Origin of the sequence: Paenibacillus sp. HGF5, from assembly GCF_000204455.1 — a bacterium.
Lineage (GTDB): Bacteria > Bacillota > Bacilli > Paenibacillales > Paenibacillaceae > Paenibacillus_AQ > Paenibacillus_AQ lautus_A.
Window position 1 is genome coordinate 1 of sequence record NZ_AEXS01000112.1, and the last position, 24682, is coordinate 24682.

Here is a 24682-nt window from a genome sequence, read left to right on the forward strand (position 1 = left end):
TCCTGCTCCTGAAGCTCGATCAGCTGGCGGAGCTCGCCGTCCGACATCTCCGTCAGCCAGGTTTCGCCCGACCCGACCACCTGCTCGGACAACGCCTTCTTCTGTTCGATCAGCTCGTCGATCCTCTCCTCCAGCGTTCCCTGGGAAATCAGCTTGTGCACCTGCACGTTGCGGTTCTGCCCGATCCGGAATACGCGGTCCGTTGCCTGATTCTCGACCGCCGGGTTCCACCATCGGTCATAATGGAGCACATGGTTCGCACGGGTCAAATTCAGGCCAACGCCCCCGGCTTTCAACGACAAGACAAAGAACTCCGTCCCCTCGCCTGCCTGGAACGCCCGTACCATCTCATCCCGTTCGCGTTTTTGCACCCCTCCATGAAGGAAATACGGCTGTTTTCCGTATTTGCGTCCAAGCATGCTCACCAACAGCTCGCCCATGCCCACATACTGGGTAAAGATCAGCGCCGATTCTCCCACATCCGCGATGCTGTCCAGAATTTCGAGCATGCGCTCCATCTTGCCGGAGGACTCGGGACGCACAGCGCGTCCATCGTCGCGTCGAAGCAGCTGCGGATGATCGCATATCTGCTTCAGCTTGGTGAGGGATGAAAGCACAAGCCCCTTGCGGGCCATGCCCGTCCGGCTCTCGATCTGTCCCATCATCTCGTCGACGACGGCTTGATACATCGCGCCTTGAACCTCGGTCAGCGGACAATACGATTTCAGTTCCAGCTTCTCCGGCAGATCCTTGCGGATGTCCGGATCGCTCTTGAGTCTGCGCAGCATGAATGGAGAAACCAGTTTGTGAAGCTCCCGGAATCTCTCCTGCTGCCCTTCCCCCGGCGCATAGCGCTGACGGAAGCTGTTAAACGATCCGAGATATCCCGGATTGAGAAAATGGAAGATCGACCACAGCTCCGCCAGACGGTTCTCCACCGGCGTCCCCGTCATCGCAATGCGGTGCGGCGCGGATAATTTCATGACGCTCTGCGCCTGCTTCGTACGATAATTTTTAATATACTGGGCTTCATCGAGCACCACGCTCGACCACTGGATCGCGGATAAGTCCCCGCCGTCTCTTCCGGCCAAGTGATACGTCGTCAGCACGATATCATGATCGGCCGCTTCCTGCAGGAAATCGTCTCCGCGCAGACGGCGAACGCCGTGGTGCACATGCAAGGTCAGATCCGGCGCAAATCGCTGAATCTCCCGCTGCCAGTTGCCCAGTAGCGAGGTCGGGCAAATGATCAGCACCGGGTCTCCCGCAGCTTCGGTATTGAGGCGCTCCAGCAGGCAAGTGATGACCTGCACCGTTTTTCCAAGCCCCATATCGTCGGCAAGGCAAACGCCAAAGCCCAAATCGCGCATCACGCTTAGCCACTGATATCCCCGCTCCTGATACGGCCTCAACTCTCCGTGAAGCGAGGAAGGGATCGGGCGGGACGGCAGCTTGCGCACCGTTTCCCCGTCCAGCAGGGAGGACAGCAGGCCCGTTGTCTCAACTTCTTCAATGAAGAGCCCCTTCCACAAGCGCTCTCCATCCATTTCGGCGCTCAGGTGCATCCATTCGGCCAGCTCCATCTCGCCCTTCTCATGGCGTTTCATGAAGCGCAGCACCTGATTGATCTCCTTCAAATCCACCTCGACCCATTCCCCGCGGAACTGGACGTAAGGCAGATTCTGTTCGGCCAAAAATTTCAATTCCTCTCGCGTCAGGGTATGGCCGCCCATCGCTGCGGATATTTGGAAGCTGACCAGATGCTCCATTCCGAGCACCGGCGTCGACTGTGCTTCGCCTGACGATCTTGCATCCGTCATCATTTTGAGGGATAAGCCGACGCGGCGGCGTCCTTCCCTGCTCCAGCGGGACGGCATTTGAACCGTAACGCCGCTCGCCGTTAATCTCGGAACCGATTCCTTCATGAACGTCGACAACCGCTCAAGCGGCAGGGTGACGCTCTCCGGAGCGCGCCCATACAAGCCTGCCGCCAGCTCGGGAGCCAGCGCTGCGGCTTCTCCCAGCCTCATGAGCAGCTGCAGCTGGGCCCCAGCATACATCCGTCCGCGCAGCAGCTGATCGGATTCCGGACTTCCCCATACGCTGCGGACCGGCATCAATAAGCCTTCATCCTCCTGGCTTCGTGCCCAGAAGGTTACCTTCCAGTCCTTCCGGCTCTCTTCCAGCGGCGGTTCGAGCCGCAGCCCAAGGGCAAGGGTTCCGTTCTCAGGAGGCTGATCCTCCCCGCCGGCGTAAGGGAACACGGTCCCCCCGACCCGTTCTACGGCTTCCTCCAGCTCGCCCACTTCCTCCACCGTTCCTTGAATGGGAATATCCCGACTGACCGTCAATAGACTGTTCCACCACAGCTCGGTAAGCGGGGATTGTCCCCGCCGGTAGTTCGCCAGATAGGCCCTCAGCTTGTCCTCCGATTCGCGGACGGCAGCCCTGGCTTGACTGTCGATCACGCCGCACAGGAAAGAATACAGCACAATCGCCCCCGCTTCCTCCCGCGTGGAAGGATCGGTTCCGGCAAGCGCTGCAGGCGTCCCGATGGCAATAGGAGGAATATTCGCCGCCAGCTGCAGAAAACGGGCCGTATCCTCGGTATTCAACTGCGGTTTCCATACCGCTTTTATCGTGTGCATCGACGTTTTGCGCCTTCCGGCGGAAGGCACCTCCGCCGTCCCTGGTGCAAACTTCCCCTGCAATAACAGCTCCAATGCGAATCTGCTCGCTTGCACCCAATATTCCATTTCTTCGCCGACGGCCAAACCCTGAGCTTGGGTATGCTCGGGATCCAGCGAAACCAGCATGGAGAATGCGTCTCCCGGTGTCAGCGCAAGCCCTTCCATCGTCCGTCCGCCAAGCGTCTTCCGTTCCGGGCGCCGCGCGCTTTTCGATCCGAGGACTTTGGCCGGATATCTGAGCTCGGCAAGCCGGAGGGAAGCGTTAGCGAAGGGACGGGTTCCATCCGGTTTGCGAAAGGTTCGGACCACTCTGCTCCATGCATCCACTCGGGGCTCCGAAACCTCACCGGAAAAACAAAAGAATACGTCACCTAACCATACGCCATAGAGCGGTTGATTCATCGTTGTCTCCCGTCTTTTCCTGCTTTATAGATATTATTACTATCTTATACGATAGCAACCTAATTTCAAAACGATACGGATTACGGCCAGCGCCAAAATAACGTCAACCTTTATCATACCATGTATTTACTATTTCGTTATGATCTATGTATTGCATATCGATTTCTTCTATATATAGAGTAATGAATAATCCTTGTTCTTATGCAGTCTCCCGTTCATTCTTGCCGCCCAAATTTTCGATGCCTGCATTTTTTATGCGACCCTTCCGCTGATCCGGCGTATGTAGATCATACATTAAGAGTTCGGGAGGTCTTGCATTTATGAGTTTTGTTGGCTTTGGTATTTTCGGGATTGCGACTTTATTGCTGGTATTGTTCTTCTTTCTTCTTCACATTGCCGTCTGCGTATGGGGTTATAACGATGCCCGGCGGAAAGGGCGCAGTCCCGAGTTCGCGATTCTTGTTGTGCTGGGTTTATTGTTCTTCCCTGTCGTGGGTCTTATTATTTACCTGCTGATCCGCAATAATTATTAGCCTCCACAACAAAAAGACGGTGCTGGTTCGTCCTGCACCGTCTTTTTTTGACGTCCATAATCATTCGGATGGCACTCGTGCCGACCTCGCGATTACTTCGCCTTCAAGCTCTCCCATGATTTCTGAATGCCTTCGAACAATTGGTTCTTGTCCACATTGCCAGCAACATAACCCTGCATCTGGCTGCCGAATTCATTCATGCCGCCATCAGGGAATTTGTTGAACTCCCAGCTGAGCGCTTTGTTTTCTTTACTGTATTTCACGACATCGTTACCCAAATCGCCAAGCGTCTCGCTATTCGCCTCAATGCTGGTCAGTGCCGGGATGAACTTGAACTCTTCTGTAATATAACGTTTACCGGTCTCCGAAGTAACGAGCCAGTTCAGGAATTCCTTGGCTTCATCCTTCACCTTCGATTTGTTGTTCACGACCCAGTTGTTTGGCACACCGATCGGAAGCTTGTCGTTCTCTTCGGCGTTGTCATTGATCGGCATTGGCAGAAGGCCAATGTTCAGATCCGGATTGATGCCGTCGATTTGCACTTGCGTCCAGTTCCCGTTCTGGGTCATGGCTGCTTCACCGCTGGCAAAGGTCGTGATTTCCGTGTTGTAATCGGTCGTCAGCGGGTTCTTCTGGCCGTATTGGACGGTGAGGTCGAACAGTCGCATCCATTCATCGAACTTCGCGTTGCCTACCAGCTTCTCCGTGCCTTCATTCATTCCTTTGACGAATGCATCGGGGTCTTCCTGATGGGCGAACGGAATGTTCAGCAAGTGGTTGGCCAAAATCCAGGTTTCCTGATATCCGTTCACGAAAGGCGTAATCCCAGCCGCTTGCAGCTTTTTGGCAGCTTCCTCAAGCTCCGTGATCGTCTTAGGAAGTTCGGTGATTCCCGCTTGCTCAAACAAGTCTTTGTTATAAATGAATCCGTAGCCCTCGATGGTCATCGGTTGTCCATACAGTTTACCGTCTTTTGTCATCGGTTCTTTGGCAACGTCAACAACGTCCTTCACCCATGGCTGGTCCGAGAGATCCTCGACATTCTCAAACCATGTCTCCAGATCGCGGTATCCGCCGACGTTGAAAATGTCGGGCTCATCGCCGGAAGCGAACTTCGCCTTCAGCGCCGCACCATAATCGGAGCCGCCACCAACCGTTTGAATATCCAGTTTGATGCCCGGATGCTCTTTTTCATACTCGGCCTTCAGTTTGTTCAAAGCCTCGGCGATTTCGACTTTAAATTGAAAAATCTTAATCGTTTTCGTTCCGCCCTCGGCACCGCCTTCAGCGCCTTGGCCGTCCTCGTTGTTGCCGCCGCAGGCTGCAAGCAGCGTGGAGAAAGCCAATACCATGACCAGGAGCAGCTTACCGTATTTCTTCATTGTAAAACCTCCCTTTTTTTCTATACCAAGTGTGTCCAGCATTCGTTGATAGCGTTTACTTTTTCAGTATAATCAACCTATTTTCGTTAAATCAGGTATTATATTGATCTTTGAGGGGGAAGGAATTGACCGTTTGGCGATTATCCCTTCACCGCTCCTTGCGTAATTCCCTCAATGATGTACTTCTGCATGGCCAGGAAGAACAGAATGACTGGCATGATCCCCAGCACCAGCGCCGGGAGGGCCAAGTCCCACTGCTTGGTATACTGCCCAAAAAAGGCAAAAGTAGCAATTGGAATCGTCCGAAGCTCGGCAGACTGCAGAATCAGGGATGGCAGCAGGTAGTCATTCCATATCCACAAGGTGTTCAGGATGATCACCGTCACGAACATCGGCTTCATCAGCGGGAAAACCACCCGGAAGAATACGCCGTACCCGCTGGAGCCATCCACGGTTGCGGCTTCCTCGATCTCCATCGGGATCGATTTCACGAAGCCATGGAACAGGAATACGCTCAGCGGAACCCCGAAGCCCAGGTAACAGATAATCAGTCCGTACAAGCTGTTGTTAATGCCGAGCGTTGCCGTTACTTTCACGAGCGGAATCATGATCGATTGGAACGGAATGACCATCGCCGCCACAAACAGCGCAAACATGATTTGGTTAAAACGCGTGTTGCGGCGAACCATCTGGTAAGCGGTCATGGCGCTTAACATCGCCAGCAGCAGGTTGCTCGCCACCGTAACGACCAGCGAATTCCAGAACGCCTGCGGGAAGTTGGTAATGTCCCACGCCCGTGAATAGTTGCTCCATTCGAACGTGGTCGGAAGCCCCGCCGAATCGGTTAACAGCTCGCCGAAGGTTTTGACGGAGTTCACGAACAGGAAGTAGAACGGAACCAGGAAGAGCAATGCCAAGATGACCATAATGATCTCGGTGGCCATGGTGTTCAGCCGGTATTTTCTTGTAGTCTCCATTAGGCTTCAACCTCCTTGCTCTTCGTGAATCGGACTTGCAGGCTTGTGATGATGGCAACCACGATGAAGAATATGACCGCCTTCGCCGTTCCGAGTCCGAGACGGTTATTCGTATAGGCCTCGTTGTAAATATTCATGGCCACCGACTCGGTCGAGCCGAACGGGCCGCCTTTGGTCAGGGATAGGTTCAAGTCAAACATTTTGAAGGACCAGGAAATCGCCAGGAACAAACATACCGTAACCGCCGGCATGACAAGCGGGATGATAATGGACCGCAGTACCTGCCCTCTGCTCGCCCCGTCGATTTCGGCAGCCTCCAGAATATCCTTTGGCACATTGTTAAGCGAGGAGATATAGATGACCATCAGGTACCCCGCCGTCTGCCATACGAAAACGATTACAATTGCCCAAAAGGCAGTTCCCTTTGTGCCGAGCCAAGGCAGGTTAAAGAATCCGAGGTTCGTGGCATTGCCGATCGCCGCAAACCCTTTGACAAAGATAAACTGCCAGATGAAACCGAGCAGCAAGCCGCCGATGACGTTTGGCATGAAGAAGATCGTCCGCAGCACGTTGCGTGTCTTCAAAGGCTTTGTCAAAAAGTACGCCAGAATAAATCCTAGAAGATTCGTAAGGATGACGCCAAGCACCGTAAACCGGGTCGTAAACCAGAAAGCATCCCGGAATTTATCATCGTTGGTAAAGATGGTAACAAAATTATCAAAGCCGACAAAGTCGATTTTGCTTGACACGCCATTCCAGTTCGTGAAGGAATAATAAAGACCCAGGAGGAACGGAATGATCATGATGAGGATGAAAAATATGGTGGACGGCCCCACGAAAAGAAACTGCTGCAGCAGCGCCGAAGATTTTTTTCGATTCATCCCTTGATCTCCCCTTTTCGTTAAGTTGTTGTATGATGTACAGCTATTATGCGGTAACCTGTAAACAATAAACACGGAGAATCATGAACCGTTAGGTGTAAAATATTGACCATACGCGCTTATGCCCATTCGATAATTCCGAGGTGATCCTTCATGAAATATCGCAGCATCCAGACCCGGCTGATCACGTTCATGCTCGCCGTCACGACCATTCCGCTCCTGCTCTCGTTAATCATCACGTTTACGCATACCCGCGAGTCCGTGAAGGAGCAGACGGTGAACGAAAATGTACGGCTGATCTATCAAGGAGCGACCAATCTGATGAACTATCTGCGCGGCATCGACCGCGCGTCGCTGTCCGTTTATTCGGATCCCCATTTTTTGCGCAACCTTGCCCTGGATCCCGATAACCACCGGGTCGTAGCCGAGCTGTATGCCACCTTGCAGGCCATCCAAACGGGCACGCAGGACGTTCACCAGATTTATCTGCACAATCAATTGACGGGACAATCCACCCAGATATCCAGCAATCTGCCAAGAAGGGAATTCCGGCAGGCTTCGTACCGCAAAATAGAAGAGTTCGGCGAAGGCAATACAGCCATCGAGCCCGTCCATCAGGTGCATAGTTACGGGTTCCCTCCGCGGCCCGCGGACATCCTGGATTTTGAGGTGATCACCTTCTACCGATCCATCACAAACGTGCCTGCGCCGGACCAATATGCCCTCATGGCCATTGACGTGAAACTCGACAGTATCTTGGCCATATGCGATCAGCTTTATGCTAAAGGGGAAGAGGCGCTATACTTGATTGATAGCAGCGGCAGCATCATATACGGTCCGGATCCGCAGCAGAGAGGTCAAGCACTGGACGATCCTGAGCTTATGGACGTCATCGCTCAAGCGGAAAGAGGATATTATGACGGCGAGGATGCGATGATTGTCTATGAGAAGCTCGATTTGCCTTACGCACCCTGGACGCTCGTAAAACAAATTCCGCACCAAACGCTGTACAAACATTCGACGGAATTAACGAGCATTAACGCGATTATTGCGATATTGGCGCTATTCATTGTCATATTCGGCACATTATGGATATCGATTCGAATCACAAAACCCATTAAACAGCTCACAACCTATATGAATCAGGTGAAAACCGGGCGGCTCGACGTGAATATCGACGTGACAAGCCCGGATGAGATCGGCATTCTGTCCCGACGCTTCCGAACGATGATGGATACCATCAACAACCTGATCCTGCGCGAGTATCGGCTGGAAATCGCCAATAAAACCAACCAACTGAAGGCGCTCCAGGCCCAGATCGATCCGCATTTTCTGTACAATACGCTCCAGTCCATCGGCACCTTGGCCCTGCAGCACAACGTGCCGAGGATTTATTCCCTGCTCTCTTCGCTGGCGAATATGATGCGCTACAATATGCGTAACAGCGAGGGCAAAGTGACGCTTCAGGATGAGATCAACCATGTTCGGCTGTACCTTGAGCTGCAGAAACAGCGGTTCCGCGATCAGCTGGAAATCATCTGGGATGTGGATCCGGAGAGCCTCACGGCCCCGGTTCCGAAGATGATCCTGCAGCCGATCGTTGAGAATTATTTCAAGCATGGCATGAACACGCACGCCGGCGTCGGCCGCATCTCCATCTCCACCCGCATCGCGGAGGATGGCCGCTTAATCGTTGTCATTGAGAATAACGGGGCTTCCATCGAGGAGGCAGAGCTTGCCTCGATCCGCGGCAAACTTGAGACGGCCTTTCAACATCCTGACCGAAACGATGCCGGCGAAGATTCCATCGGGCTGTTGAACGTATTCATGAGGTTGAACCTGTACTCCAACAATCATGCTGAATTAACCATAGAGAATGCAGAGCCCCACGGCGTCAAGGTTACGCTCGATATCAAACCACGGGAGAGTGAACACTAGAATGAGAGTATTGATCGTAGATGACGAGCAGCACGTTCGGGAAGCTATAGGGCTTCTGGCAGACTGGGAACGGCATGGCATAACGGAGATCGACCAGGCCGCCGACGGCGAGGAAGCGGTACGGCTTATCGAGGAGAAGAAGCCGCAGATTGTCATGACCGACATGCGGATGCCCCGCAAAAACGGACTTGAGCTGCTGACCTGGCTGCATGCCACGAAACCGGATATTAAAGTGCTTGTCATCAGCGGATACGATGATTTTGAATATGTGCGCCATACCATCCGTTCGGGAGGCATCGATTATATTCTCAAGCCCGTGGATCCGGACAGCTTGAACGAGGCGCTGGCCAAAGCGGTTGAAACCTGGCGGCTTGAGGAAGAGAAACGGCGGCATATGACCAATCAAAATATTGAAATGAATCAGATGACCCCATTCTATATGGACCGCCTGCTCTCGGATCTTGTGAACGGTTACGGCAGCAGGGAAAACGTCGTCTCTCAATTGCGGAAACGGATGACGCTGCCCGAAACCGGCATGGCTTGCAACGTTGCCGTGCTCCGCGATGATCAATTTGACGAAGCTTTGCTGTCCAAATTCCGCAATAGGCGGCATCTGCTGAGCTTCACCCTCATCAACATTTGCAATGAGCTGTTGAAGGATCGCGGAGTAGCCTTCCGACATATCGACAAGCCCGGAGAAATCATCCTGCTCTGTTGGAATCCACGTCTTCCCTTTAACGACCTGCTGGATCGAATCAATGACGGGTTCTTCTCCACCCTTCGCAGGCGGGGCCATTTCGGCGCCGCCGAAGCGGGCGCTTTTCCCCAAGATTTGCCCAAGGCTTATTCGACTGCAGTCCAAGCCCTGTGCAGCCGTAATTTATTGACCGGCAAGTCCCACATCCATCGTGAGCGCGCCGTCGAAAGCGAGGGCTCGCGCACCCTGCGCCTCTCCTCCTACGAGGAGGAATTCAAGCTGGCTGCACTCAGCGGGAGCAAGGAGCGCATCGAGGCGGCCACGGAAGAGTGGCTGCAGGAGGTTCGCGAGAGGGATCTTGTGTCGCCGGAGCATCTGATGAGGTGGAATTCGGAATGGGACTGGATTCAGTATCATTGGACGGAAAATGAAGTGAAGAGCACGCAGGAGCCCGTCGAGGACGCTGAAATTTCGCAGGACCTTCCCTCTGCGCTCCCTTACAGCGAGGATGGCATGATTTGCTGGGACCGCTGGCGCGAACAGATCAGCGGTAGACTCTACGCGGCATCCCGGGTCCTTACCCAGATCCATTCGAAGGACAATCACATCATTCATGACATAGCCCAATATTTGGAACAGCACTATCATGATGAGATTTCGCTGCAGCAGATCGCAGGCAAGTTCTTTCTTAGCAGGGAGTACATTTCCCGTAAATTCAAGCAGGAATTCGGCGTGACGTTATCGGATTTCCTCGGGCGGATTCGAATCGAGAAAGCCAAAACGCTGCTGCTCAATCCCCAAATTCGGATTGCCCAGATCGCGGAGATGGTCGGTTACCAGGACGAGAAATATTTTAGCAAAGTGTTCAAGAAGATGGAGGGTTTCACGCCGAACGAATATCGCAAGAAGCATATGAATTAAGAAGACTAGAACCCCCTTCTTTTAGCTGCTGGCTCGATATCCAAACTTTTGGGTATATTCTATATAGTCCAGACTGATTTCAGGAGGAGATTGTATGTACCGTACGAACCCGTACCGCTGGTGGAATCTGCTGTTCTTCCTCGGGGTTATCACCGTGAACGTGTTATCGGGCATGCTGCCGCTGGGCGGCAGAACGACCGGGGAGATATCGGATATGTATTATACGGCGATCACTCCCGCTGGGTATGCCTTTTCCATATGGTCCGTCATCTATGTGCTGCTGCTCTTTTTTGTCATCTACCAGCTGCGCCGCGATTCCGGAAACCGGGATTCCGTCAAATTCATCGGTCCATGGTTTATTCTCAGCTGCGTATTCAATATGGCATGGCTTGTACTATGGCACTATTTGTATATTGAATGGTCTGTCGTTGTGATGTTATTGCTGCTGCTGACCCTATGGGTTCTATATGTGCGCACGCATGCGATAGACTATCCGACGAACGGCGAGAGATTCTGCCTGAAGCTGCCGTTCAGCCTATATATCGGCTGGGTGTGCCCTGCCTTTATCGTCAATGTCGGGATCGTGTTCCAGAAGAATGGCTGGAGCCTCTTCGGGCTGCGCGAGTCCGCTTTGGGTATCGCCCTGCTCTGCGTAGGCGCTTTGCTCGCCATCCTGATCGGACTGCGATACCGGGACGGCATCGTACCGCTGGTCTTCACCTGGGCTTACATCGCCATCGCCGCCGAGCATCGGGAGACCGACAGTATTTTAATGACCGCCTTCGTGCTCTCGATCGTCTTGTTTGTATTTGCCATATGGCTCTTCTTCACGCGCAACCGGAGACGATCCCGGTATTAAAGCGCGGATTCATCGGCTCGTCCTTCAGAATCTTCATCGAAAGGATTTAGAACAAGCAAAAGGAGCTTTGCCGACGCAGGCAAAGCTCCTTGTACGTTCATGTCGTTTAATTCTTAACGGCTATAACCTCGATCTCTACCAATCCGTCCTTCGGCAGACGAGCAACCTCCACGGCACTGCGCGCAGGATACGGCTCGGAGAAGAAACTGCCGTACACTTCGTTCACCGCCGCGAAATCGTTCATATCCTTCAGGAATACCGTGGTTTTAACCACTTGATCCAGGCTTGTCCCGGCAGCTTCGAGAATTGCCTTGACATTGCTGAGCGAAAGCTTCGCTTGTTCCTGGACCCCTTCACCGAATTCTCCTGTTTCCGGATTCAATCCCAGCTGGCCTGAAGTATATACGAATCCGTTGATTTCTACAGCTTGGCTGTATGGTCCGATGGCTCCCGGGGCTTTGTCGGTCGATATGATATGTTTACTCATGATATATCACCCTTTCTATGTATTCCTATCTGTGTACATTGTAATCCGCTGCGGGTTCTCTGGCAAATTTAATCAGCGGCCTCGCCTAGAACATGCATCACTTCATTGGTGTATACATGATGGCCTTTTATATCCGTTAGACCGATGTTCACCATCGACCTGGCGACCTTCTGCGCCGGAATGGCCCGGTATGGGGCAAGCTTCGGACTCCTGAAGGCAAAGTCGAGGGAAGTCATCAGAAGCGAAGCCGCCCGCTCCCCAAACCGCCGTTCGGTTCTATCCCCCAGCAATAATGACGGCCTGAACAGATGCAGTCCCCGGAAACCGATTCCGGCCAATTGCTCTTCAACCTCTCCCTTGGTGCGAAGATAGAAATTGCGCACCTTCGGATTGGCACCTACGGAGCTGACCGCCATAAATTGCCTCACCCCGTTCTGCTTGGCCAGCTCTGCCGTCTTGATGACATAGTCCACATCCACTTTACGGAACTGCTGCTGGGACCCCGCTTTCCTGATCGTGGTCCCCAGACAGCAGTACACGCTATGGACGCCGGAAAAAGCGTCGCCGTATCGTTCCAACTGATCCCACTCCACCAGGATGGGCAGCAGCTTGGGATGTGTGACATCCGGGAGTCTTCGCACCAGCACGCGAACCTCGTCAAGCTCCCCGCGGCCCAGCAGCTCGTCGGTCACCGAACGCCCCACAAGCCCCGTGGCCCCGACTACGAGTGCAACCATTCCCAACGAAACCCCTCCTTTTCGTTCATCATATGAAATATCCATGACATGAAAGACATCGGCTGCCTGCCGTTCTTCTAAGCGGTACGAAGCACTCTCCGTCCCACCGTCAAAGCAATCAACACCATCAGCACGCCCACCGCTGTTTGAAAACCATATCGGGAGACCCAGTCGGGCGCATGTGCAATCCCTTTGAATATGAGACCGCCCAGCATGGGTCCGAGAAAAGAAGCAAACCCCGTGATGGAGGAGTATACGGCAATGAACATCGGCCGTTCGCTTTTCGGCGTATCTCCGATCATGAAGTTAAAGGCAAGCTGGTTAAAGCCGCCTACGCCGGCACCAAGCAGCATATGCGATAACAGCAGCACCGGGATCACGGGCAGGACGGACAGCAAGCCCCATGTCAAGCACGACCCCGCAATCAGCGGCAATGTCCAATAGAGCAAGGTTCTGTTGCTGAAACGCGCATTCAAATTCCCCCATACGTAGAAGCCGATCATCATGATCACGGTCTGCACAACGGTCATGATGGATACGATCGAATACGAAATATGCAGAACGTCCAGCATGGCGTACGAGTAGAGCGGAACAATCAACGTCTGCAGAAAGAGCCAGCCAGCCAGAAACAGCGTAGATTTGATAAACGTGGTATCCGACAGCGGCTTGCGGATCATCGCCCTAAACTGACGCTCGCTCGAATGCTCGAAGGGAGGATCAGGATACAAGAAGAACATGGATAAGTTCGCAGCGATGGCAATCCAAGAAATCATAAACAGAATCAGGAAGCCCCCGCCGCCGGGGTAACGGTCCAGGATGATCCCGCCAACAAACAGGGTCAGGGCTCCGAGCGCATTCAGGATGGTATTGCGTATGCCGAAATAACGTCCCCGCACTTTGGCCGGCACCATGTCGCTTATCAGCGAGGTCCACAGCATGCCGGATACGGTATTGGCAATAAAGGCGCCCATATAAAGGATCATAAACACCGGAACCCACCATCGTTCCGGGAAAATAAACGGGATCAGGCCCGTAGCCCCCCACAATATGCGGTGCATAAAGGTAAACACAATCATTGCTTTCTTGCGGTACTGCAAGCGCTGGATTAGGTACGCAACCAGAATCTGAAGCACGTTGAACAGCGTGGTGACGGCCAGAACAAAACCAACCTCACTGGATTCCGCGCCTAAGTACAATAAGTACCCTGTCAAGAAGGGACCGCCCAGCAGCGTCTGCAAAATGATCGCCGGAACCCCTTCCCATGTGGCCGTCATCAAATGTTTGCGTTGATGCGAAACCTGTTTGCGTGGCTTGTGAATAACCTGGACAGCCTTGATGTTGATACACTCCTTCGATGTCTTCAAATGGGCTGATCAAACTTCCTTTTGACCTCATTCTACACCGCATCGGACCCAAGTCAATATGACTTTTGAAATATAAAACTCACATGAATTTCTCATTGCATATTAGCTGGACAGCCAGGCTTAAAGAGTCAAAAAAAAGAGCGCAAATCAGGCTCGATTTGCACTCTTTCTCCATGCGGTTATGAAACTGGCCAGCGGTTTCCATTCCCTGCCGAGCCAGCCGGAGGACTCGGAAGATTCCTCCGCCATGAGGCCCGCAGCGGGCGCTGCCGCCTGCTGACTGTCCGTGACAGGGAGAATCTCCTCGTTCGTCATCTCGTAGTATCCCAAATGATAGGTGCTGACCATATCTCCGTGTAAGGTAAACACCTTGCCGTCACGAATATCGATCACCTTGCCGGTCACAACACGGGATTCCAACATGATTCGTACTGCCTCCCTTATCGTCTTGTGGACTAGTCGCGGTATCTTGCACTCCAATCCGTATATTCGCGCTCTGCCGCATCCTTCGTATGCCCGTAGCGTTCCTGCAGCTTGCCAACCAATTTATCTTTCTCGCCGTCGATCACATCAAGATCGTCATCCGTCAATTTGCCCCATTGCTTCTTCGCTTCACCCTTCATCTGCTTCCATTTCCCTTTAAATACGTTGCTATCCATAAGTATCAGCTCCTCTTAGCGTAATGGATGATGAATTGTATCATTGCCTGTACTTGTGTATACCCGCCAGGAGTTTCTCTGAATCCTGGCAAACGATGACAACGGGGAGTTCCGCTCTCGAACCATACCTCAAGCGACGCATGTAAAAAGCTGCCGCCGTGGACTTCAATCATCCGTGGCAGCAGCTTGGATTGTACAGAGATATCCATTTTCATAGCATAAGGGAGAAATTAAACTTCCCTATCAGCCTTTCAGTTTGATGACGGCTCCCTCCCTTTCCCTTTCCCTTTCCCTCTCCTTATCCTTCTCCTCCTCTTTATCCTCGCCAACCAGCTCTCTGGCGGAGGCTTTGAATTCGGACAATGTGCGGCCCACCGCCCGGCCGAGCTCGGGCAGCTTGGAAGGTCCGAACAGAATGAGCACGACAATCAAGATCATCATCAATCCGACAAAACCGACATTTTGGAACATAGAACCCAACTCCTTTAATATGTGATGGTAACGGTTCATGTTGAAAGCCAACGGCCATTCGATCCACCGCTGCGAACGAGAACAACTTACTTTTTCTTTTCCTTATTCGGGTATACGGCTACGGCCTCAATCTCAATCAACCAATCGGCATTCACAAGACCGGCAACTCCCACGGTGGAACGCGCAGGCTTAACCGGATTCTCCTTCGTATTAAAGAATTGGGCGTATGCGTCAAACCAGCCGGTATAATCAAAGGTCCCGTTCTTCGCTGCATCCGGGGTCAGGTACACTCTCAAATAGACGACATCCTTCATCGTCAATCCCTGCTCCTTCAGCTGCTTCTCGATTTCCTTCAGGATGCCGATCCCCTGGGTTTTCGTATCCCCATAGCGTTCATACACCGTTTTGCCGTCCTTGTTCAACAATGGCGGAACCGTCCCGCTCGTATAGAGATAAGAGGAACCCTCCGGCACGACTACCCCGCTGGAGATCGAGGATGTAGGACTGCCGTAAAATTTGGGGGCCGGCAAAGCTTTGGCCGGCTTCTTATGGGCAGAAGCACCGTCGGCATATGCGGTTACGCTTACGGCACTGAACAGCATGGCGAGTGCCAGGAACGTCTTCAGTTTATTTTTCATGGGTTATGGACTCCCTTCTCCATTATGATTTCATGACGCGTTGATGGATATCGGTTACGACCTCGCGGGCGGATTCGATGGCGCCTGCCTGCCAGGCCGTAATGTAGCTGATATGCTCCCCTGCCAGGTAAATGCGGTTATCCGGCTTGCAGAGGGTCGGGTAGTAGGTTTTCCTATCATTGGCGGAATAGGATACCCAGCCTCCCTCCTGGTATTTGGTCTTCTTCCAGTCGATCGAGAAGGAGGCCTCGAACTCCTTCGGATACTGCGGATGGATCTTGGCCCCCTGCGTCAATGCCAGTTTCTCGCGCTCGGCATACGACATGCTGCCGAGTTTATCGGCGATGCCCCCGTACGCATAATAGCCGAGCAGGATCCCCTTCTTCCCGAAATAGTCTGTCGGCGGATAGTAGATTTGCGTAATGTCCATATTCGTCAAGCTGCTGCCGCCGTACAGATACTCGTCCTCTTCCCAGAAACGGCGCTTGAACTGCAAACCGATTTTACCTGCGGAGGCGTAGCCCACGCTGCCGATGGCTTTGGACATCTCCGGCGAGAAGTCGGCGGGGATCTTCTTCAGTACCGTCAGCGGTATGGTGCAGATGCAGTAATCGCCGCGGAGTTCCTGCTCTCTGCCGGAATGGCCGTCCACATACACAATCCGCACGCCGGAGGAGGACTGGCGAATTTCCTTCACCTCGGCCCGGTACTTGATTCGGCTGCCTACCCGTTTCTCGAATGCCTTGATGATGGCGTCCATGCCGCCTACGGGGTGAAACATCATCATCTGCTGGTCGTAACCGTATTCGTTGCTGAAATATTTGCCGAAGCCGGAATTGATGATGGCCTTTAAATCGAACGGATCGCGGAGCACGCCGGCATCCAGGCGGCTTCCCGGTTCATCCTTATACCCGCCGCGCTCCGATCCCTTGTAGAACAGGTCCGGATTCAGATCGCCTTCGGCCTTCAGATAATCCACCAGCTTCAGCTTCTCTTCCGCCGTCAGCGGCAGATCCAGCGCATTTTGATTCACGGCTTTGGCCAGCATCTCGGCCACGTAACCGCGTACGTCGGCTTTGGCTGCACGCTTGGGGACGCGCTGTCCGGACAAAGCCCCCACATTCTCGTTATAGTAATAGCCACTCTCGTTCACGTTGTTGAAGGGCTCGATGGCTACGCCAAACTTCTTGCAATAATCCAGCGTGACGTGAAGCTGGGGAATCCGCATCGGGCCTGCATTGAAATACAGTCCGTTATCAAAACGGGAAGTCTGACGGCCGGATCCGATCTCCGACACGGAGGTTCCTTTGCGTATCGTCCAGTTACGCCCGCCGGCAAAGCTTTTTGCCTCCAATATCGTGCAGTCGTAACCTGCCAGACCAAGCTCATACGCTGCCGTCAGGCCCGCGATCCCTGCGCCGAGAATAACAATCTTCTTGCCGCCCCGGCCGCTGAGATGCAGATCATTCTTTCCGGGTGGAGTATATTCCGCGGCTTTCAACGTTTCCGGCGTAAGGAGCCCCATCGTACCCATCAAGCTGAAGACGGCGACAGATCCGCCCACCTTGCCAACGGTCGTCAGAAATTGTCTCCGGGTCATCTCTTTTGGTTGTTCTTTTGTAGCCACCCTCGTTCACTCCTTCGCTAGTTTGGGATTGGATTGGATTCATGAGCCGATCTTAGCAGAGAAAACAAGGTTTGACTTAAAATATGTTATAATTCCTAACATAGTTTTTTATTTTTGAAAAATGATTGCTTTTTCACCTTCTTTTTCATAAAATCATGTCATAAATCCTTCCAAATGGAATGGTTCCACCCAAATTATTACCGTTTTATCTTCTTTGGTTTTAATCCCAAGCCATTAACAAAAGCTCAGGGTTAACAATACTTACATAGGAGGTAAAGAGCATGGAGAGTAAGGTGATGAGTATTGGGGTTGTTTGCGAACTGACCGGATTGACGGAAAGGCAAATCCGGTATTACGAGGAACGCAAGCTCATATTTCCGGAGCGTACGAAGGGAGGGAACCGAAAATATTCTTTTGAGGATGTGAAGAGCATTCAGGAAATCCATCAAAAAATGCAGGAGGGATTTAATACGTTTGAACTGAAGGAATTGAATAAGTCGAAAAAGCAGCGCTGCACGCCTATCTTCCGATGATAACCAAAGGAGTGACGAAGTCTATGGAGTTCAAGAATACCATGACGCTGCTCGAGCACATCGCCGAACTTAGAAAGCGAATCCTTCTTGTAGCCGCCGTCTTTCTCCTAAGCATGGCGGCAGGCCTATTCGCTGCACCCCATGTGTTAACCATGTTAAAGCATCATTCGCCGGCCTTTCAGGTAACCTGGAACGTATTCTCGCCCTGGGACGGACTCCGCATCTACATGAGCATCAGCATCGTATTGTCTCTGCTTCCTACCTTGCCGTTCGCCCTGCACCAAATCTGGCTGTTTGTCAATCAGGGACTGAACGGCCGCGAGCAGAAAGCGGCCCTTCGGTTGGTCCCCTTCTCCGCGTTATGTTTTCTCATAGGGGTCGCGTTTGCGTACTTTGTCGTTTTTCCGATGAGCCTCGCTTTTACGACGGGAATCAACAGTCAGATGGACCTCGTCGAGACGTACGGCGTCGCCCAGTACTTCGGTTTCATGTTCAATATCATCATCCCGCTGTCTCTTGCCTTCGAGCTGCCTGTCATCGTCCTGTTTCTGACGCGAATAGGAATATTAAGCCCGGCTCTCCTGCATACCATGAGGCGCTACGCCTACGTCGTTCTGGTTATCGTTGCGGCGCTGATCTCGCCGCCTGACCTCGTATCCCACCTCATGGTTGCCGTCCCGCTCATCGGTCTGTATGAAATCAGCACATGGCTGGCAGGCTGGATGCATCGCAAGAGAGAGCATGCAGAGCATGAAGAAGGTACGGAAATCGATACGGCTCACCAGATGATCTGATATCCTTGTTTTTTCCATATCCACAAAAAAAGAGGCCGTATACCTGCATAGGTACGGCCTCTTACCTATTCATCAAAGAATCCGTGCAGCTGCGTTCCTTGGCTGGTCCCCCGCTAACGGATCGTAATGACCTTCTTCTCCGCTTTCATGTATTTCACGAACATGCCCGCATAATCGGGATCCCACTGGGTTCCCCTACCGGCTTCCAATATGCTCAATGCATCCGAAGATTTCATGCCGCTGCGGTACGGCCGATCCGACGTCATGGCATCATAGGCATCGGCCACCGCAATAATCCTGCCGAACAGCGGAATTTCCTTTCCCTTCAGCCCGTCAGGGTATCCGCCTCCGTCATAGCGCTCATGGTGGGAGCGCACCCCCTCCAGGTAAGGAGCCATCGCATCGGCAGGCTCGATTTGCAGCAGAATGTTCTCCCCTTGCGCCGGATGGGCCTTTACCTGATCGAACTCCTCTGCCGTCAGTTCCCCTTCCTTCAGCAAAATGTTGTCCCTGACCCCGATCTTGCCGATATCATGCAGCAATGCCGTCTTATGCAAAAGATCAACCTGTTCTTCGCTTAGTCCGGCCAGACGGCCGATCAACACCGAATATTCCGCTACCCGAAGCGAATGGCCGGCCGTGTATGGATCTCTGGCATCCAGCGCCGCTGCCAAAGCGGCAAAATAACTGTCCAGCAGCTTGCGATTCCGTTCCTCGCGCACCTGCAGCCCGCGGACCATCATATTAAAACCCGCGATCAAATTGGAAAATTCATCGGAGTAGAGATTGGAGGTCTGAATCAGACGGCCCTCCTTGATCTCATTCATCGCCCGGTACAGCTGACGGATGGGACGCTGCAAATCCTGGGTCAGGAGCCAGGCGCCGATATAAGCAAATCCGACCCCAAGCAGCAGTATAAATCCGGCCCAGCCCCAATACTGCTGGGCTACAATCTGACTAAGCCCCTCCAACCGGATCTGGACGGCCAAACTGAACAGAAATAGCGGAAAGGTGCCGATCAGCATCGTGCTCAGCAGAAATTTCGTCCGAATCGCCATGAACACATGGCCTTCAAGAGAGAAATCCACGCCATAACGCGACAGCGCCTGCCGCCGAACTTCCTTGATCAAAGGGCGAACGGCGGCTATGGTCAGGAAGAATTCGATCATGGCGTGACAGCTGGCCAGCAGGACCGCCCCCAGGCAAGCCAGCCATATATAGAACGGCGGGAAATTCAGCTTCCCCTGCTCCATCATCCAAACGGTAAGCAGAATGGCCGGAAGCGACAAACCGAGCAGATGCGGTCCGAATATGCGATATACCGCCAAACGCGGCATGCGGTGAATGCTCAAATACGCTTTTTCCAACGTTTCCAAATCCGTATGGCCCTCATCAAATCCCGCGTGAATCGGCCGTAAATGGCGAAGAAAGACCGTCAGCTCCGAGGCGACCATCACCATGAACGAAACGGCCAATATGAGCACTAGACGCACGCCTTCCCGGGTGGGAATCTCCAGGGTCGTTACCATTAATACGCCACCCACAACAAGCACAGCTGCAATGGACCCGATCATATAGTTCCGGATTAGCTGTTTAAGAAAAGACTTATACAGTTGCATGGAACGCCTACTTTCATTAACGGATAATAAATATCGGCAAGGCATATGCAATCCGAACGTATTCGACATGATGCTACAAGTTTAAGAGCTCGGCAGCAGAATTTACAAGAAAAAACTGTTAATATGAATATCGTAGGATTTCAGGAAAAAATCAAGCGTTTTTGCATTTCATTCTAATATTCGTTTGAATAACTTTGCTTATTACAGGCAGCTGTGCTATAATAAATAATTGTTACACGAAGTTTAACCCCGTAAGTTCCTCGAAACATGGTTATTTACATCTCTGTTGAAGTGCAAATTCCTATTTTATGACCCTAAAAGTATGAGTTTTATGGAACGGTTTTCTGATTCACACTGGAGCGGTCATCGGAGCCGCAAGGACGAAAGAGAGGCAGGGCTTTTGTCGTTTTAGAAGCAAAGATTCTTGAAGAAACTTCAAATACGGAACCGACTGTGCAGCCGTAAAGGCGCCAGGGGTTAAATTTTATAAGCGCTATTAAGCGCACAATGAAGGACTCGGCCTTTGCCGGGTCCTTTTTCCATGGATACGCCGCCATTTCGATTCTTCGAATCCCAAAAGACCAGTGACAGCCGCCTAAACGGCTGCATATGATACCGGAGACGATCAGTATTCGGAAGGAGCGTGCAGTTTTGAAGAAAAAGAAAAAAAACTCGTCAACATCTTCTAACCAACCCTTCAGAGTTGACCCTAGTACCAGGGAACTCGACCTGTTGGGGCGGGGTAATGGACGCAGTCCTGAAAAAGAAAAAGAAACAGAGCAAGAAAAAGAAGCCCGCATTCTTTCAACCTTACCCCTCGCGGATCCGGAAGAGGATCTCATCGGCATTTTCGAATTAAAGCAACAAGAAAGAGAAGAAGTCATCAAACCATCCGTAATATCAGACGAAGCTATTTCTTTATCGACAGAGGTTACTGCATTTTCTGATGCCGTAACAGTAAATTCCGACTCCGCCGCGACTGCATCTGACCCCATAGCATTACCTTCTGCAGATTCCGTGACACTGTCTTCTACAGATTCTTCCACAACACTGTCTTCCGACCATTTGACGCTATCTTCCGATCCTCCCCTGCCGAACACGGAAATCGAGCCTGAGCAGTTGATTCTTGAAAAAGAAATGCCAGAAATTAAGGGAGCCTTTATATTTACAGAGGACATAGGTGAATATGCCATAACCGAGAACCGGATCGCCTCCAAGTCGGTTACGGCTTCCAAGCTTGCTCGTGGAGCGGTCGGTCCCGAAGCGCTGCAAGACTATAGCGTTTCCAGCCTTCATCTTGCAGACGAAGCCGTGACCTCAAGCAAAATTGCTCCATTGTCGGTCACGGGCGAGCATCTCATGGATGGAATCTTATCGACGCGCAAATTCAGGGACGGCTCGGTCAACGCAAGCAAAATCAAGGATGGCAGCATAACCACCCAAAAGCTGGCGGACCATGCCGTTGAAGGGAAGAAAATAGCTGACGGAGCTATTACAGCAAGGCATCTCGAGCAGCTGCTCGTATCAACGGAGCTGCTGGACGACCAATCTGTCATTGGAGAAAAAATCGCATCAAGCGCCGTAGAAACCCGGCATATTTCCAATGAGGCGATTCACACTTCCAAGCTTGCCGACAATGCCGTCACGTCATCCAAAATTCGCGACGGCGCCATCACCGGAAACAAAATAGCGGATAGCGCCGTAGACGGCTCCCATATACAGCAGAAATCCATTAACAGCGACCATCTCGTCAGCAGGGCCGTGACATCGGAGCATATTGCCAAGGGAAGCATCGGCCCCGACCAAATTGCTGTTAGAGGCATTGGCGCCGACCATATTCAGAATGGATCGCTGGGCGCCCGCCATCTGGAAGACGGTGCAATAGGGCCTGATCAGATTCAGCCTGGTTCCATCGGTCCCGAACAGATCGACATCAGCGCCGTGTCCACCCGTCACTTGAGCGATTCCAGTATAACGAGCTCCAAACTTGCCGATCAGTCAGTCCATACAGCCAAACTGGTCGAGCAGGCAGTTACGGCCTCAAAAATTGCTGATCAGAGTGTTCTCCCGAGTAAGATTGCCAATGAAGCTGTACAAACCCGTCATTTGGCTAAAGGGGCCGTAGAATCATCCCAAATCGCTTCGGAGGCTGTTCAAGCCCGGCATCTCTCTCAAGATGCAGTGAAAGCAAAACATATCGCAATCGGCAGCATCTTGCCACAGCACTTTGCTCCTGAAAGCGTGCTCGGTGCGGCAATCCATTCCAGAACGATTGGAGAGCAGCACATGGCCGACCGTTCCATCGCGAGACAGCATCTTCAGCGAGAATCGGTTGGGGAAGAACAGCTTGCACCCGAAAGTGTAACGGGCAGCAAGCTGGCGTTGGGCTCGGTTGGCGGCAGCATCATTAGGCAGAGTGGCGTGACTTCCAGCAATATCGCAAGCCAATCCATTCTGCAGCAGCATCTGGCAGCAGACAGCGTCGGAGCACATGCCATACAAGACGGGGCGATTCAGTCATCGCATTTGACCAACGGCTCGGTTGCCAGCTGCCATTTACAGACCGAGAGCGTAGGAACAGAAGCGCTTGGACGCGGAGCGGTAACGAGCGACAAAATTGCGGAAGGCAGCGTAATCGAATCTTCTATCGGCGAAGGGGTTATTGCACCTCGGCATCTGGCAGACCATGCTGTAACGTCCCTGAAACTGTCACCGGAAAGCGTGTCGACCGACAAGCTGGTGGATCTTTCCGTTACGTCATCCAAACTTGCCGAAGGCAGCATCACTGGTGACAAAATAGCATCCCAAGCCATCCGTTCCACCCACCTGTCAACCCATTCCGTCGCCAAGGACGCCATTCAGAATGGAGCCGTTACCTCAGACAAAATTGCCCAGCAGGCGGTTGAGGGAGTGCATCTTGGACTGGAATCCATCTTAGGCAAACATATCACCCAGGAAGCAATTCACGGCTACCATTTGAAAAAGAAGTCCATCACGCTAAACCATTTGGCTGACGAGAGCCGATCGCCCGATATGCTGTTTGCCGACGGAAGCATTCCAGGAGCGAAGCTTGAATCGCAATCGATTACGGAAGACCACCTCACCCCTTCATCTGTGTCGGGGACCGTATTGAAAACAAACGCCGTTAGCGGAGAAAAAATCAAACCGCTCTCCATCTCGGCAGTGCATCTGCAAGAAGCGAGCGTCCTATCGGACCATCTTGGTTTGGAAGTCGTCAAATCACAGCATATTGAGGATATCGCTGTAACCGATCGGCATATTGCGTCAGGCTCGATCAGCGCAAAGCATATCCAGAACGAAAGCATTGAATCATCGCACATCGCGAACGGTGCCGTTCTTTCCGAGCATATTGCCGGGGAATCGATCCATGGCGACCATCTCGGTGAAGGGGCTGTTGCATCCAAGCATGTAGAGTTATTCTCTATTCAAAGTCACCATCTCGCCCCTTACTCCGTCAACATGGCCCATCTGGCGGATCAGTCTGTCGGCCATGTCCACTTGCAACCGGATAGCGTTGGGGTTGATCAATTGCAGCCCGGGTCCGTCAAATCAAGGCAATTGGCAGAAGGTGCCGTTCTTCCTCATCACTTGCAGACGCAGAGTATCAACACGAAGCATATTGAAGCCGGTGCGATTACAACGGAGCTTATTCAGGATCACGGGGTTACGGGAGCAAAAATTGCCCATGGAACGATCACCGGCTCAAACATTGCGGCAGGTTCTCTGAACGGCTCCAAAATAGCCGAGGGCTCTATTGAAAGCCGACATCTCGGGCCGGACGCCTTTGATAACTTCAACCTGGCTAACGGCTCCGTTACGGGGAGCCAAATCGCCAAGGAAACCATCACAGGCGCGAACATTGCGGCTGGTGCTTTGAACGGGTCCCAGATTGCCAAGGGCTCTATCGAAAGCAAGCACCTTGCACCGGACGCTTTTGATAACTTCACTTTAGCCGAAAGCTCTGTAACAGGAAGCCAAATTGCTGAGGGAACCATCACCGGCGCGAACATCGCCGACGGCTCCTTAAACGGTTCGCAGATTGCCGAAGGCTCCATCGAGAGCCGGCACCTCGCACCGGATGCTTTCGACAACTTCACCTTAGGTAAAGGTTCTGTTACGGGAAGTCAAATTGCTGAAGGCACCATCACCGGCGCGAACGTAGCCGAGGGGTCCCTGAAAGGTTCGCAGATCGCCGAAGGCTCCATTGAAAGCCGCCACCTCGGTCCGGACGCTTTTGATAACTTCACCCTGGCCGGCGGATCTGTATCCGGAAGCAAATCGCTAAGGGAACCATCACGGGCGCGAACGTCGCCGACGGCTCACTGAACGGGGAGCAGATTGCCGACGGCTCCATCGAGAGCCGACACCTTGCACCGAATGCTTTTGACAACTTCACCTTAGGCGAGGGCTCTGTTACGGGAAATCAAATCGCTGAGGGAACCATCACCGGCA

21 protein-coding genes are annotated in these 24682 nt (G+C 52.5%); 7 read left to right on the forward strand and 14 right to left on the reverse strand.

Translation table 11 applies throughout. From position 1 onward, the window contains the following. On the reverse strand, positions 1 to 3092 hold a 3092-nt coding region (locus tag HMPREF9412_RS17715), incomplete at its 3' end, for a DEAD/DEAH box helicase (protein ID WP_009593037.1). 320 nt (positions 3093 to 3412) lie between these two features. Here HMPREF9412_RS17715 and HMPREF9412_RS17720 point away from each other — a divergent pair. Continuing rightward, a complete protein-coding gene (locus tag HMPREF9412_RS17720) occupies positions 3413 to 3625 on the forward strand; it encodes a PLDc N-terminal domain-containing protein (RefSeq protein WP_009593047.1) in 213 nt (70 codons plus the stop codon). A gap of 92 nt (positions 3626 to 3717) precedes the next feature. On the opposite strand, the gene HMPREF9412_RS17725 is transcribed toward HMPREF9412_RS17720, so the two are convergent. From HMPREF9412_RS17725 to HMPREF9412_RS17735, 3 genes are all read right to left on the reverse strand, one after another. Continuing rightward, a complete protein-coding gene (locus tag HMPREF9412_RS17725) occupies positions 3718 to 5007 on the reverse strand; it encodes an ABC transporter substrate-binding protein (protein ID WP_009593050.1) in 1290 nt (429 codons plus the stop codon). 140 nt (positions 5008 to 5147) lie between these two features. After that, positions 5148 to 5984, reverse strand: a complete 837-nt coding sequence (locus HMPREF9412_RS17730) for a carbohydrate ABC transporter permease (RefSeq protein WP_009593030.1) — start codon at positions 5982 to 5984, stop codon at positions 5148 to 5150. Continuing rightward, positions 5984 to 6865: a carbohydrate ABC transporter permease gene (locus HMPREF9412_RS17735; protein ID WP_009593034.1), complete on the reverse strand. Its 882-nt coding sequence runs from the start codon at positions 6863 to 6865 to the stop codon at positions 5984 to 5986. Before HMPREF9412_RS17735 ends, HMPREF9412_RS17730 begins: the two co-directional genes overlap by 1 nt. 153 nt (positions 6866 to 7018) lie before the next feature. Between HMPREF9412_RS17735 and HMPREF9412_RS17740 the strand changes: the two genes are divergently transcribed. From HMPREF9412_RS17740 to HMPREF9412_RS17750, 3 genes are all read left to right on the forward strand, one after another. Further along, positions 7019 to 8803: a sensor histidine kinase gene (locus tag HMPREF9412_RS17740; RefSeq protein WP_009593036.1), complete on the forward strand. Its 1785-nt coding sequence runs from the start codon at positions 7019 to 7021 to the stop codon at positions 8801 to 8803. Between the two features lies 1 nt (position 8804). Beyond that, positions 8805 to 10421, forward strand: a complete 1617-nt coding sequence (locus tag HMPREF9412_RS17745; RefSeq protein ID WP_009593046.1) for a response regulator — start codon at positions 8805 to 8807, stop codon at positions 10419 to 10421. A gap of 94 nt (positions 10422 to 10515) precedes the next feature. Further along, positions 10516 to 11280 carry a tryptophan-rich sensory protein gene (locus HMPREF9412_RS17750; protein WP_009593043.1) on the forward strand — a complete coding sequence of 255 codons (765 nt, stop codon included), beginning with the start codon at positions 10516 to 10518 and terminating at the stop codon, positions 11278 to 11280. A 106-nt stretch (positions 11281 to 11386) separates the two neighbouring features. Here HMPREF9412_RS17750 and HMPREF9412_RS17755 read toward each other — a convergent pair whose 3' ends face one another. The 8 genes from HMPREF9412_RS17755 to HMPREF9412_RS17790 all read right to left on the reverse strand — a co-directional run bounded on the left by HMPREF9412_RS17755 (position 11387) and on the right by HMPREF9412_RS17790 (position 17263). Then, complete coding sequence (locus HMPREF9412_RS17755) at positions 11387 to 11767, reverse strand: RidA family protein (RefSeq protein WP_009593048.1); 381 nt, start codon at positions 11765 to 11767, stop codon at positions 11387 to 11389. A 68-nt stretch (positions 11768 to 11835) separates the two neighbouring features. Then, entirely contained in the window at positions 11836 to 12510 is a 675-nt protein-coding gene (locus tag HMPREF9412_RS17760) for an NAD(P)H-binding protein (protein ID WP_009593044.1), read from the reverse strand. 71 nt (positions 12511 to 12581) lie between these two features. Continuing rightward, positions 12582 to 13868 (reverse strand): MFS transporter, encoded by a 1287-nt coding sequence (locus HMPREF9412_RS17765; protein ID WP_009593029.1) that lies wholly within the window; start codon positions 13866 to 13868, stop codon positions 12582 to 12584. A gap of 147 nt (positions 13869 to 14015) precedes the next feature. Beyond that, positions 14016 to 14291 (reverse strand): hypothetical protein, encoded by a 276-nt coding sequence (locus tag HMPREF9412_RS17770; RefSeq protein ID WP_009593039.1) that lies wholly within the window; start codon positions 14289 to 14291, stop codon positions 14016 to 14018. A gap of 32 nt (positions 14292 to 14323) precedes the next feature. After that, positions 14324 to 14527, reverse strand: coding sequence for a CsbD family protein (locus tag HMPREF9412_RS17775; RefSeq protein ID WP_009593042.1), 204 nt, complete (start codon positions 14525 to 14527; stop codon positions 14324 to 14326). A 243-nt stretch (positions 14528 to 14770) separates the two neighbouring features. Beyond that, the gene (locus HMPREF9412_RS17780) at positions 14771 to 14998 is read right to left on the reverse strand and encodes a twin-arginine translocase TatA/TatE family subunit (protein WP_009593040.1); all 228 of its coding nucleotides are present in this window, start codon (positions 14996 to 14998) and stop codon (positions 14771 to 14773) included. 86 nt (positions 14999 to 15084) lie between these two features. Beyond that, positions 15085 to 15636: a RidA family protein gene (locus tag HMPREF9412_RS17785; protein ID WP_009593031.1), complete on the reverse strand. Its 552-nt coding sequence runs from the start codon at positions 15634 to 15636 to the stop codon at positions 15085 to 15087. Between the two features lie 22 nt (positions 15637 to 15658). Further along, on the reverse strand, positions 15659 to 17263 hold the full coding sequence (locus HMPREF9412_RS17790; RefSeq protein WP_009593032.1) for a flavin monoamine oxidase family protein: 1605 nt from the start codon (positions 17261 to 17263) through the stop codon (positions 15659 to 15661). Positions 17264 to 17544: 281 nt separating this feature from the next. Here HMPREF9412_RS17790 and HMPREF9412_RS17795 point away from each other — a divergent pair, with 281 nt between their 5' ends. Beyond that, positions 17545 to 17796 (forward strand): MerR family transcriptional regulator, encoded by a 252-nt coding sequence (locus HMPREF9412_RS17795; protein WP_009593049.1) that lies wholly within the window; start codon positions 17545 to 17547, stop codon positions 17794 to 17796. 23 nt (positions 17797 to 17819) lie between these two features. Next, positions 17820 to 18590, forward strand: a complete 771-nt coding sequence (gene tatC, locus HMPREF9412_RS17800; protein ID WP_009593045.1) for a twin-arginine translocase subunit TatC — start codon at positions 17820 to 17822, stop codon at positions 18588 to 18590. A gap of 113 nt (positions 18591 to 18703) precedes the next feature. On the opposite strand, the gene HMPREF9412_RS17805 is transcribed toward tatC, so the two are convergent. After that, complete coding sequence (locus HMPREF9412_RS17805; protein ID WP_009593035.1) at positions 18704 to 20209, reverse strand: HD-GYP domain-containing protein; 1506 nt, start codon at positions 20207 to 20209, stop codon at positions 18704 to 18706. 329 nt (positions 20210 to 20538) lie between these two features. After that, positions 20539 to 21255: a hypothetical protein gene (locus tag HMPREF9412_RS32580; protein WP_139084002.1), complete on the reverse strand. Its 717-nt coding sequence runs from the start codon at positions 21253 to 21255 to the stop codon at positions 20539 to 20541. On the opposite strand from HMPREF9412_RS32580, the gene HMPREF9412_RS17810 reads away from it, so the two are divergent. Next, positions 21227 to 24556, forward strand: coding sequence for a hypothetical protein (locus HMPREF9412_RS17810; RefSeq protein WP_139084004.1), 3330 nt, complete (start codon positions 21227 to 21229; stop codon positions 24554 to 24556). The genes HMPREF9412_RS32580 and HMPREF9412_RS17810 overlap by 29 nt on opposite strands. Positions 24557 to 24682: the final 126 nt, after the last annotated feature.